Source organism: Nocardioides sp. (assembly GCF_050699375.1).
Classification (GTDB): domain Bacteria; phylum Actinomycetota; class Actinomycetes; order Propionibacteriales; family Nocardioidaceae; genus Nocardioides.
On sequence record NZ_JBOHDN010000106.1, the window covers coordinates 1 to 10,765 of the forward strand.

Annotated in this window: 12 protein-coding genes; 3 read left to right on the plus strand and 9 right to left on the minus strand. The window is 68.1% G+C overall.

What is annotated here, in order from left to right:
* The 8 genes from ACRDPS_RS07790 to ACRDPS_RS07825 form a co-directional block, all read right to left on the minus strand.
* A partial coding sequence (locus ACRDPS_RS07790) for an NADH-quinone oxidoreductase subunit D (RefSeq protein ID WP_431501058.1) occupies window positions 1-1,051 on the minus strand: 1,051 nt, incomplete at its 3' end.
* Window positions 1,048-1,698: an NADH-quinone oxidoreductase subunit C gene (locus ACRDPS_RS07795; RefSeq protein ID WP_431501059.1), complete on the minus strand. Its 651-nt coding sequence runs from the start codon at window positions 1,696-1,698 to the stop codon at window positions 1,048-1,050. The genes ACRDPS_RS07795 and ACRDPS_RS07790, both read right to left, overlap by 4 nt.
* Window positions 1,695-2,249: a NuoB/complex I 20 kDa subunit family protein gene (locus tag ACRDPS_RS07800; protein ID WP_431501060.1), complete on the minus strand. Its 555-nt coding sequence runs from the start codon at window positions 2,247-2,249 to the stop codon at window positions 1,695-1,697. The genes ACRDPS_RS07795 and ACRDPS_RS07800 overlap by 4 nt, the downstream gene beginning before the upstream one ends.
* A gap of 3 nt (window positions 2,250-2,252) precedes the next feature.
* Window positions 2,253-2,609, minus strand: coding sequence for an NADH-quinone oxidoreductase subunit A (locus ACRDPS_RS07805; protein ID WP_431501061.1), 357 nt, complete (start codon window positions 2,607-2,609; stop codon window positions 2,253-2,255).
* A gap of 233 nt (window positions 2,610-2,842) precedes the next feature.
* Window positions 2,843-3,493, minus strand: coding sequence for an HD domain-containing protein (locus tag ACRDPS_RS07810; RefSeq protein ID WP_431501062.1), 651 nt, complete (start codon window positions 3,491-3,493; stop codon window positions 2,843-2,845).
* Between the two features lie 55 nt (window positions 3,494-3,548).
* The gene (locus ACRDPS_RS07815) at window positions 3,549-4,220 is read right to left on the minus strand and encodes a hypothetical protein (protein ID WP_431501063.1); all 672 of its coding nucleotides are present in this window, start codon (window positions 4,218-4,220) and stop codon (window positions 3,549-3,551) included.
* 19 nt (window positions 4,221-4,239) lie between these two features.
* Window positions 4,240-4,929, minus strand: coding sequence for a demethylmenaquinone methyltransferase (locus ACRDPS_RS07820; protein WP_431501064.1), 690 nt, complete (start codon window positions 4,927-4,929; stop codon window positions 4,240-4,242).
* Window positions 4,930-4,967: 38 nt separating this feature from the next.
* Window positions 4,968-5,549, minus strand: coding sequence for a hypothetical protein (locus ACRDPS_RS07825; RefSeq protein ID WP_431501065.1), 582 nt, complete (start codon window positions 5,547-5,549; stop codon window positions 4,968-4,970).
* Between the two features lie 121 nt (window positions 5,550-5,670).
* Between ACRDPS_RS07825 and ACRDPS_RS07830 the strand changes: the two genes are divergently transcribed.
* The 3 genes from ACRDPS_RS07830 (at window position 5,671) to ACRDPS_RS07840 (ending at window position 7,895) form a co-directional block, all read left to right on the plus strand.
* On the plus strand, window positions 5,671-6,921 hold the full coding sequence (locus ACRDPS_RS07830; RefSeq protein ID WP_431501066.1) for an isochorismate synthase: 1,251 nt from the start codon (window positions 5,671-5,673) through the stop codon (window positions 6,919-6,921).
* 63 nt (window positions 6,922-6,984) lie between these two features.
* Complete coding sequence (locus ACRDPS_RS07835) at window positions 6,985-7,617, plus strand: MBL fold metallo-hydrolase (protein WP_431501067.1); 633 nt, start codon at window positions 6,985-6,987, stop codon at window positions 7,615-7,617.
* Entirely contained in the window at window positions 7,617-7,895 is a 279-nt protein-coding gene (locus ACRDPS_RS07840; protein ID WP_431501068.1) for a YciI family protein, read from the plus strand. The genes ACRDPS_RS07835 and ACRDPS_RS07840 overlap by 1 nt, the downstream gene beginning before the upstream one ends.
* An 893-nt stretch (window positions 7,896-8,788) precedes the next feature.
* Here the strand turns inward: ACRDPS_RS07840 and ACRDPS_RS07845 are convergent.
* Window positions 8,789-10,060 (minus strand): HNH endonuclease signature motif containing protein, encoded by a 1,272-nt coding sequence (locus ACRDPS_RS07845; protein ID WP_431501069.1) that lies wholly within the window; start codon window positions 10,058-10,060, stop codon window positions 8,789-8,791.
* Between the last annotated feature and the right edge of the window lie 705 nt (window positions 10,061-10,765).

The window sequence follows — 10,765 nt, forward strand, 5'->3', positions numbered from 1 at the left end:
ACTCGCCCATGATGTGGCGGATGTGGTCGAGCGAGTTGCCCTGGCCGTCGGCGCCGACGGAGAGCTGCGAGGGCCAGGCGATCTTCTTGTCGGCGACCATGACGGGCGCTCCCTCGAGGTCGGCCAGTCGCTTGGTGGCCTGCTCCATCAGCCGCAGCGACTCCCACATCTCGGCGAGCCGGATCCGGAAGCGACCGTAGGAGTCGGAGGTGTCCCAGGTGATCACCTCGAACTCGTACTCCTCATAGCCGCAGTAGGGCTGCGTCTTGCGCAGGTCCCACGGGTAGCCGGTCGCCCGCAGGATCGGGCCGGTGAGCCCGAGCGCGAGACAGCCCTCCAGGTCGAGGTGGCCGACCTGCTCCAGGCGACCCTTGAAGACCGGGTTGGCGTTGCACAGCGCGGCGTACTCCTCCAGCCGCTTCTTCATCAGCTCGATGAACTCGTTCACGCGCGCGACGGTGCCCTCCGGCACGTCCTGGGCGATCCCGCCGGGCCGGATGTAGGCGTGGTTCATCCGGAGCCCGGTGATGAACTCGAACAGGTCCAGGCACAGCTCGCGCTCGCGGAACCCGATCGTCATCACGGTCAGCGCCCCGAGCTCCATGCCGCCGGTCGCGATCGCGACCAGGTGGGAGGAGATCCGGTTGAGCTCCATGAGCAGGACCCGGAGCACGTTGGCCTTCTCCGGCACCTCGGCACCGATGCCGAGCAGCTTCTCGACCCCGAGGACGTACGCCGTCTCGTTGAAGATCGGGGAGAGGTAGTCCATCCGGGTGACGAAGGTTGTCCCCTGGGTCCAGGAGCGGAACTCCATGTTCTTCTCGATGCCCGTGTGCAGGTAGCCGATCCCGGCACGCGCCTCGGTGACCGTCTCACCCTCGAGCTCGAGGATCAGCCGGAGCACCCCGTGGGTCGAGGGGTGCTGCGGACCCATGTTGACGATGATCCGCTCGTCCTTGACGTCCTTGAGGGCGTCGGTCAGGTCGTCCCAGTCCTGCCCGGTGACGGTGAACGTGCGCTCGTCCCCGGTTGGCTCAGCGGTCTGGGTCATGAGTAGGACCTCCTCTGGTCCGGCGGCGGGATCGTCGCGCCCTTGTACTCCACGGGGATGCCGCCGAGCGGGTAGTCCTTGCGCTGGGGATGCCCGGGCCAGTCGTCGGGCATCAGGATCCGGGTCAGGCCCGGGTGGCCGTCGAAGACGATCCCGAACATGTCGTAGGTCTCCCGCTCGTGCCAGTCGAGGGTGGGGTAGACGCTCACCCCGCTCGGCACGTGCGGGTCCTCGCTGGGAGCCGAGGTCTCGATCCGCACCCGGCGGTTGTAGGTCATCGAGAGCAGGTGGTAGACCGCGTGCAGGTCGCCGCCGTGCTCACCGTGCTCGGTCAGGCCCTGGTCGGAGGGGTAGTGCACGCCGGAGACCCCGGAGCACAGCTCGAAGCGCAGCTCGTCGCGAAGCACCTTCAGCGCGTCGAGCAGCCGCTCGCGGCGTACGTGGAAGGTCAGCTCACCGCGGTGGATGACGGCTTCCGCGTCCGCGAAGGCGAGCGCGTCGGCGACCTCCTTGAACCAGCCGCCGTACGGCTGTACGCCGACGTCGCTGGTGCGGCTCGGCATCGCGTGCTGGCGGGTGAGACCGCCGTAGCCGCTGGTGTCGCCGGTGTCCTGCACGCCGAACATGCCGGTGTTCTGCTCGCTCATCGCAGGAGTCCCGTCTGGTCGATCAGCGGCAGCTGGCGCAGCGCGGCGGTCTCGCCGGCGACCTCCTCGGCCTCGGCGTTGACGCCGAGCGAGCCGCCCTGGATCTTCTCGTGGAGCTTCACGATCGCGTCGATCAGCATCTCGGGACGCGGTGGGCAGCCGGGAAGATACATGTCCACGGGGACGATGTGGTCGACGCCCTGGACGATCGCGTAGTTGTTGAACATGCCGCCGCTGCTCGCGCAGACACCCATCGCGAGCACCCACTTCGGCTCGGGCATCTGGTCATAGATCTGGCGCAGCACCGGCGCCATCTTCTGGCTCACCCGGCCCGCCACGATCATCAGGTCGGCCTGTCGCGGGGAGGCCCGGAAGACCTCCATGCCATATCTGGCCAGGTCGTACTTCGGCCCGCCCGACGTCATCATCTCGATGGCGCAGCAGGCCAGCCCGAACGTCGCCGGCCACAGGCTCGCCTTGCGGAAGTAGCCCGCCATGCCCTCGACCGTGGTCAGCAGTACGCCGGAGGGAAGCTTTTCTTCAAGACCCATGATCTAGTCCCAATCCAATCCACCGCGACGCCACACATAGGCGTACGCAACAAAGACGGTCAGCAGGAAGAGGCCCATCTCCGCGAGACCGAACCACCCCATCGAGTCGAACCTGACGGCCCACGGGTAGAGGAAGATGATCTCGATGTCGAAGATGATGAAGAGCATCGCGGTGATGTAGTACTTCACCGGGAATCGGCCGCCCAGCGCCTGCGGCGTGGCCTCGATCCCGCACTCGTAGGGGTCGGCCTTGGCCTGGTTGGCTCGGCTCGGTCCTACGACCGAGCTCATGACCACCGAACCGACCGCGAAGAGCGTCGCCAGTCCCGCCAAGGCGAGGACCGGTACGTACAGCTCCATCTCGCCTCCATACACACGCTTGTTGCGCTGCTGGCTTCCAGCAGTGAGCGCCCACTTCGTGACTTTGTGAATCGAATCACAATGTGCGCCGGGTCACATCTTGCCACTCCTGTAGGGGATTGCAAGCGGCTTGCTGAATCGCAACCTCGGCACTTTCGCGGGAGGCGGGGAGATGCGTGATCCATCCGACGGCAAACGCCCGCACATTCACGCCATGACGGGACTGTGGCGCGTCAGGCTTCGGGGTCGGGGCGGATCCAGCCGTTGGCGACGCCGCTCCTGACGATGGCGTCGGTCGCCTCGCCCAGGGTCGTGCTCGCCGCGACCACGCCGGCCTCGCGGGCGCGGACCTTGGACTCGGTGGCGCCGGGCATCTGCCACGTGCCGCCGCGGTTGAGCCAGTTGAGCAGCATCGGCTCGAGGCGGTCCATGCCCTTGCAGAAGCGCGCCTCGGCGGTCTCGGCCGCCTCGAACTCGTCCCACAGCGCGCGGATCTCGCTCGCCTGGTCCTCCGGCAGCATCGTGAAGAGCCGGTCGGCCGCCGCGACCTCGCGCTCACGCTGGTCGAGGACCGCGGCCGGGTCGAAGACCGGGCTGTCCCCGGCGTAGATCTCGATCATGTCGTGGATGATCACGAGCTTCATCGCGTGCCCGACGTCGATCGGCTCGTCGGCGTACTCGGCCAGCAGCAGCACCATCAGCGCCAGGTGCCAGGAGTGCTCGGCGTCGTTCTCACGCCGATCGGCCGCCGCCAGCGGCGAGGCACGCAGGATCGTCTTGAGCTTGTCGGCCTCCGCGATGAAGGCCAGCTGCGCTCGCAGCCTCCCGCCGATCTCGTCCGGGAGCGGGTTCAGGTCGGTGATCAGGTCGGCAGCGTCGTCCATGGGACGACCTTCGCATGCTGCGTACGGCTTGAGAAAGCGACTTCCTCGGCGCCGGTCAGCGGGCGGGCAGCGCGCGCTTCGAGCGGGTCACGTACGCCGCGCCCTCGGGCCCGACTACGGCGTAGGAGTCGCCCAGTCGGGAGTTGTACTCCAGGTGGGCACGGCCCCAGAACATGCCGATGCGGATGCCGCCGTACATCCCCGGAGCGGTGAACCAGGCCTCGTCGGGGCCGCCCTCCTCGGAGATGAGCCGGATGTCGAACGTACGCAGCTGGTGGTCGTCACGGAACTCGTCGGTCAGCTCCGCGAGCGTGGTGTTCACGTGCTGGTTGACGCCCTCGAGGTTGTCACCGAGGGGCGTGCCGGGGCGGAAGTAGGGGTCGAGCATGTCGAGCAGGTGCTCGTTCCCCCTCCGCTTGGCGAGCTGGTAGGGCGTCTCGCCGTGAGCGGTGGGCAGGGAGCGCACGCCACCCAGGGCCAGCAGCTCCTGCACGGTCTCCCGCGGCGCACCGAGGTAGGCGGCGTGGTGGAGCGGCGTGAACATGGACTCGCCGCCGAGCTTCCAGGTGTTGACGCCGACGGTGTAGTCGTTGCGCACCTGCGAGAGCGCCCGGCGCCAATCGCCCTGTGCGGCCGCGTCGGTGAGCGAGTCCCTGGCCTTGACCGCGGCGGGGCCGTAGGCCTCGCGGGGCATCAGGATGCCGTCCCATGGCAACGTGGTGGTCATATTCGAACTTTCGCAGAGATCAGGCGATTGCGTGATGAAGTGCGACGATTCCGCCGGACAGGTTCGTCCAGGTCGGGGTCTGCCAACCCGCTGAGGAGAGCAGGGCGGCGAGTCCGGCCTGGTCGGGCCATGCCCGGATGGACTCGGCGAGGTAGACGTAGGCGTCAGGGGATGAGGATACCGCCCGGGCGACCGGCGGAAGAGCCCTCATCAGGTATTCCACGTAGACGGTGCGGAACGGCTTCCAGGTCGGGTGCGAGAACTCGCAGACCACGATCCGGCCGCCGGGGCGGGTGACTCGGCGCAGCTCCCGAAGGCCCGCCGCCGGGTCGACGATGTTGCGCAGCCCGAACGAGATGGTGACCGCGTCGAAGGTGCCGTCGCGGTAGGGCAGCTTGGTGCCGTCGCCGGCGGTGAACGGCAGGTGCGGCCTGGCCTCCTTGCCGACCTGGAGCATCCCGATCGAGAAGTCGGTCGGGACGACCTCGGCGCCGGCGTCCAGGAAGGGCTCGGAGGAGGTGCCGGTGCCGGCCGCGAGGTCGAGGACGAGCTCGCCCGGTTTCGGGTCGACGGCCTTGATGACCTCGCGCCGCCAGCGGCGGTCCTGGCCCAGCGAGAGCACGTCGTTGGTGACGTCGTAGCGCTTGGCCACGGCGTCGAACATCCGACGGACCTCGCCAGGCTGCTTGTCCAGATCTGCTCGGGTCACGGGCTGATTCTGTCTCGGATCTGTGTCCGGGAGCTAACTCAGGCCAGCTTCTCGAAGATCTCGTCGGCGTACTTCGCCGCGTCCTTCTTCGACATGGCGGTCGCCTGGACGGTGACGTCCTCGGACGCGTGCGAGCAGGTCGCCTGGGTCTGACCGGTCTGCTGGTCGGAGCTGGAGTAGCAGATGTTGTCGCGCACCTTGGAGACCTCGCCGCCGCCGTAGTAGGCACTGCCGTCACCGGCGAAGGCGCGGATCAGGACCGACTTCTTCATGTCCTTGGTGATGTAGGTGCGCGAGGCCATCGAGAAGCCGAGGGCGTCGGACACGTTGCGGTCCTCGGTCTTCGAGCTGGCCGCGTTCTGCTTGATGAACGTGTCCAGGTCGCCCTCGGAGGCGCCCTGCTTCTTGATCACCGCGAGGTCGTAGGACGACTTCTTGTCGGCGGGGTTCAGCTCTCCGGAAAGCGTCTCCGGCAGCGTGATCTTCGCGCCGGAATGTGAATCGGAGTCGCCAACCCACCGCGGCAGGCCCACGCCCAGGACGACAAGCAGGGCGAGGCCGATGATGCCGAGGGTGATGCCGTTCTCTGCGATGAACGACTGCTCTTTGTTGGTACTCACGCCTCGGCACGCTACAACCCGGGTGGTGAGGAAGGGAAACGGGGGCGGAGATGGCTGAGATCACATCCGGCCTGATCACATCGGGTCGTCATCGCCGACACCACGCCGATATCCTGTGCACGTGAGTGAGTCGGAGCAGAGGTCCCTGGTCGCCACGACCGTGGCGCTCGACGCCGGGTCGGAGACGCTGGAGGACCTCCTCGCACTCCTTCCCGCTCGCCGGCGAGTCCTCTCCTGGGTCCGCCACGGCGAGGGCCTGGTCGGCTGGGGCACCGCGGCAGAGATCCGTACGTCCGGGCCGGAGCGGTTCGCACATGCCGCCAAGTGGTTCGAGGAGCTGGCCGCCGTCTCGACCGTCTCCGACGCGGTCGGCGAGCCCGGCACCGGCTTGGTCGGATTCGGGTCGTTCGCCTTCGCCGACCTGCCGGGATTCTCGGTGCTCAAGGTGCCCTCGGTCATCGTCGGCAAACGCGGCGACGTGGCCTGGGTGACCACCGTCGGACCGGCCGCCGCGCCCCCGCCGGCGCTGACGCCGACCCCACCGCCGGAGGCACCTCAGGACGTCGTCTTCGCCGATGCGTACGTCGACGGCGAGCACTGGATGCGGATCGTCGCCGACGCCGTCTCCCGGCTCCGGGACGGAGATCTCGACAAGGTCGTCCTCGCCCGCGACCTGCTGGCCGCTGCCAGCGCCCCGATCGACATCCGGGCCGTGCTGCGGCGGTTGGCTTCCGCGTACCCGACCTGCTGGACGTTCCACGTCGACGACCTCTTCGGCGCGACCCCGGAGCTCCTCGTACGCCGCGAGCGCGGCCTGGTCACCTCGCGCGTGCTGGCCGGCACGATCTGGCCCACCGGCGAGGAGAACCTGGACCACGCCCTCGCCGCGTCGCTCTCGAAGTCGTCGAAGAACCTCGAGGAGCACGAGTACGCAGCCAGGTCGGTCGCCGACGCCCTGGATCCGCACTGCTCCTCGATGAACGTGCCCGAGGCACCCTTCGTGCTCAAGCTCCCGAACGTGATGCACCTGGCCACCGACATCACCGGTGTCGCCAGCGACGGGGTGAGCTCGCTCGATCTGGCCGCCGCGCTGCACCCCTCGGCCGCCGTCGGCGGCACTCCGCGCGGGGACGCCGTCGCCCTCATCGCCGAGATCGAGTCGATGGAGCGGGCCCGCTACGCCGGGCCGGTCGGCTGGATGGACGCCTCCGGTGACGGCGAGTGGGGCATCGCGCTGCGTACGGCCGAGATGATCGACGATCGCACCGCCCGCCTGTTCGCCGGCTGCGGCATCGTGGCGGGCTCGGATCCGGAGACCGAGCTGGCCGAGACCCAGGCCAAGTTCGTCCCCATCCGCGACGCCCTCTCCTGAGCCGCGCCCTCTCCTGAGCCGCGCCCTCTCCTGAGCTTCGGTCCGCGCGATAGATTCGGCGCCATGAGGTTCACGAAGTTCGGCCATGCCTGTGTCCGGATCGAGCACGACGGCGCCGTGGTGGTCGTCGACCCGGGCGTCTTCACCCAGCCCGAGGCGCTGGACGGCGCGACGGCGGTGCTGATCACCCACGAGCATCCTGACCACTACAACCCCGCGCTCCTGGAGGGCAGCGACGCCCCCGTCTACACCATCGGTGCGGTCGCCGCGCAGATCCTGAAGGGCGCCCCCGCGGTCCACGAGCGGACCACGGTGGTGAAGCCGGGCGAGTCGTTCGACGCCGGGCTTCCGGTCACCGCGGTCAACGAGAAGCACGCGGTGATCCACGCCGACCTGCCGCACTTCGACAACTCGGGCTTCCTGATCACCGCCGGCGAGCAGACCGTCTTCCACCCGGGCGACGCACTCGACGGACCGGGCCGGCCCGTGGACGTACTCTGCCTGCCCGTCTCCGCCCCATGGGCGCGCTCCGCCGAGCTGATCGACTTCGCCCGCGAGGTCGGCGCCGCGCGCACCGTCGCGATCCACGACCGGGTCTACTCCGAGGCGGGGTCAGGCATCTTCGACACCCAGGCGGGCGCGCTGATCCCCGCTGAGCACGGCTACGTACGTCTCGCCGACGGAGCCGACCTCTGATGGCGCTCATCGCGGTCCTCTACACCTACGACGACGTCCCCGAGCTGCGCGCCAAGCACCTGGGCGCCCACCGGGAGTTCCTGGCGAGCCAACCCAACCTGGTCCTCTCCGGCCCCACCTCCGACGGCTCCGGCCTCCTGGTCTTCGACGGCGACCTAGCCACCGTCGAGGCCACGGTCGACGACGACCCGTTCCGGGCCGTCGGGCTGATCGCGGAGCGACGGGTCTTCGAGTGGACCCCGGTCCTGGGCAGCTGGATGGACAAGCTGGGTCTCTAGGCCTGCCCGAAGTGGCTGTTGGCCGCCGGCCCTCTCCTGGAGGGCGCTCTGCCGGTCCCCTGTGTCCAGGCAGGGTCTGGCGCAGCGTTCTTTGCTTGGGCACGGACTTGGGGTGGTGGTCGGTGTGTCCTGCAGGAGGGTGTCGTGGGCGCCTGCACAAGCCGAGGACAGCTTGTGAAGCGTTCACAAGATTCCCCGCTCCGGTGGTTGAACTCTGTCAGAGGCGACGACCACGAGGATCGCGCCGTCCATCGAGACCTCCCCGGGAGCATCAGGCAGCCAGGGCGTCCCGGTCGCCCCCGCCTTGAAGGCGGCGAGGTGACCTGGCGACGGTGGCCAGTCTTCGGGACCCTCCATCCGAGGGATGTGGGCGGCCGGGTGCGAGGTGGCCAGGTACCAAGACGGCCAGGTACCAAGACGGCCAGGTACCAAGACGGCCAGGTACCAAGACGGCCAGGTACGGCCAGGTACCAAGTTCGCCCCACACACCGGAAAGTCGCCACGCCGACGGATCTCGCCGTCCTCCGGAGCACGGGGGCGTTCTGCCGGCGTGGGGAGATGTCCGCCCAGTGGGGCAGGCTGGGCGCTGGTGACACGCCGGCCCTGAAGCCTCCCACCGTCCACCGCTGAACGGCACCAGGTGAACGGCACCAGGCTCCGGGCACCAAGCATGCGCGCTCGGCCCGCTCCTGACCGAGAACCAGGCGACCATCGTGCCCCGTCACCGGGCACGCGGGCACGCAGCATGCCGCATGCGGTTCTAGACGAGCGCAGTGCCGGTATCCGGCCGGGGCGCCCCGTGCTGCCCCGAGGACACACTGTCCACGCGTGGCGGCAGAGGCACCGGCCGTCGATAGGCCGGAGTCGGCGGGGTTGATCTCGACGAGGCCGGCCTAAGGGCGGCGGGTGAACCTGATCGTGCCGTCGGGTAGCCGCTCGTGGGTGTAACCCGGGGCATGGGCCAGTCGGTGATGGTGGGGGCAGAGCAAGACGCCGTCTTTGAGGTCTGTCTTTCCGCCGAGTGCCCACGCCGTCAGGTGGTGGGCGTCGCACCACTCTGGTGGCATGTCACAGCCTTCGGCTTGGCAGCATTTCTGCTGGAGCCGGAGTGCCTTGCGTTGGATCGGTTGGAAGAATCTGCTGGAGCGTCCGGCATCAAGAACCTGACCGTCGCTGCCGAGGACCCAGGGGATGATGGTGGCGTTGCACGCCATCTTCCGGGCCTCAGCGGCCGAGATCGTGTGCCCGTTGACCTCGTCGAACCCCAACATCGCGGTCCCGAGCTCTTTGCGGAGCTCCTCGAGGGAGATCACCACGTTGACCACGGTCGCGTCCCCGCCGTGGTGGGGTAGGGCGTCGGGGTCGATGGTCTCCAACAACCGCGCGAACCCTTGGCCCATGAGCCGTTCCCACGGCGGCAACGGAGCCCCCTTGGCAACCAACCTCTGCTTGCGGGGTTGGGCCCAGGCCTCGACCTGGGTCTTGAACCGGGCACCGATGGAGACCGGGAGGACGCCGTCGAACCCGATGGTTCCGTCGCCGTTGTTCCAGACCCGGAGTGCGGTCTTCTGCAGGGCCCGTTCCTCCTCGGCGAGCAGCGCCTTCGCTTCGGCGTCCTCGAACCGGGCGGGGTCGATCTCGGCCAGGATCCTCCGACCCACGACCTGGAGCTCTTTCGCGGTGAGCCGGGTGGCGTAGTCGACCAGCAGCTTCTCGGCCAGGATCAGGTCCTCGGTGGTGGCGATCGGGTTGGCTTCGATGTCGGCGAGGGTCTTGGTGACCACCCGGGCCTTGTCCTGGGAGATCTCACCTGCAGCAAGCCCAGCAGCAACAAGGTCGTGTTTCGCGACCTGGGCCGCGAGTTTGATCTGTGCCCGAGCGGCCCCTTTGTCGACCCGCAGCTCGGCACGCATCCACGTGGAGGCGTCCTTGGCGCCACTCTCTTCCGCGAGATCACCAGCGACGGCGAGCACTCGGAGTCTCAATGCGGCCTGTCGGGCGTCGTACCTCTCCAACCAGGCCAAGACCATCTTCTTCTGCGCAGCACTCCAGTACAGCGGATCGGCAGCGAGTACCTTCTCGAAGGAGGAGTCGATGGCAGCAAGCTCGGTGCCAATCGGGTCGCCGGGGCTGGTGCCCCAGTAGTTGGTGCCGTGTTCCAGCATGCCTGCTGCCCTCCTTTCAAGGTGTCTCGTAGTGCCTCTGATTCTACCTCCGCATGGACCCTGGCGCTATCTATTTGCGCAGGTCAACCGAGGTTTTCGCGGTCAGCGAACAAGATCGTTCTTGTGGATGGTAAGTGGCCCGTAGGGCCACACCTTCCGCCCCGTCAACCCCAGCAGAAACAAGCAACGAAACTCCGCGCCACACCCGGGCCGCCGCCCCGATAATCAGCCAGGTCTTTTCTCGATGGGACCCGGTGTCCAGGACCGCGCAGCGGCCGGCGTAGCCGGCGGGCCGGAGGCCCGTCCTTGACTCCGGGGTCTATCGAGAACACCCTCCAGAAAGGGTCGGCGGCCCACACCAACCCGTCGAAGCGAGCGTTCCGGCAGGGAGGTCTCGACAAGCTCGACCACCGGGGCGTGGGGGTCTCGACAAGCTCGACCACCGAGTACGGGGTCACCGGAACCCGGGGAGGTCTCGACAAGCTCGACCACCGGAACCTAGCGACGTCTCGACAAGCCCGACCACCGGAACCTAGCGACGTCTCGACAAGCCCGACCACCGGAACCTCGACAGGTCAAGACAAGCTCGACCACCGGAGACAACAGATCGAGCCAACCCCGACGATCGAGGCCGGACCTCTTGACCGAGCAGATGCCGAGAGATGCCATAGGCTCCAAGCACCGTAGCCAAAGGAGAGTCGAAGG

Coding starts and splice junctions, on each gene's coding strand:
- ACRDPS_RS07845 (WP_431501069.1), bottom strand. CDS start 10,060: ATGCTGGAACACGGCACCAACTACTGGGGCACCAGCCCCGGCGACCCG.
- ACRDPS_RS07800 (WP_431501060.1), bottom strand. CDS start 2,249: ATGGGTCTTGAAGAAAAGCTTCCCTCCGGCGTACTGCTGACCACGGTC.
- ACRDPS_RS07840 (WP_431501068.1), top strand. CDS start 7,617: ATGGCGCTCATCGCGGTCCTCTACACCTACGACGACGTCCCCGAGCTG.
- ACRDPS_RS07795 (WP_431501059.1), bottom strand. CDS start 1,698: ATGAGCGAGCAGAACACCGGCATGTTCGGCGTGCAGGACACCGGCGAC.
- ACRDPS_RS07810 (WP_431501062.1), bottom strand. CDS start 3,493: ATGGACGACGCTGCCGACCTGATCACCGACCTGAACCCGCTCCCGGAC.
- ACRDPS_RS07805 (WP_431501061.1), bottom strand. CDS start 2,609: ATGGAGCTGTACGTACCGGTCCTCGCCTTGGCGGGACTGGCGACGCTC.
- ACRDPS_RS07835 (WP_431501067.1), top strand. CDS start 6,985: ATGAGGTTCACGAAGTTCGGCCATGCCTGTGTCCGGATCGAGCACGAC.
- ACRDPS_RS07815 (WP_431501063.1), bottom strand. CDS start 4,220: ATGACCACCACGTTGCCATGGGACGGCATCCTGATGCCCCGCGAGGCC.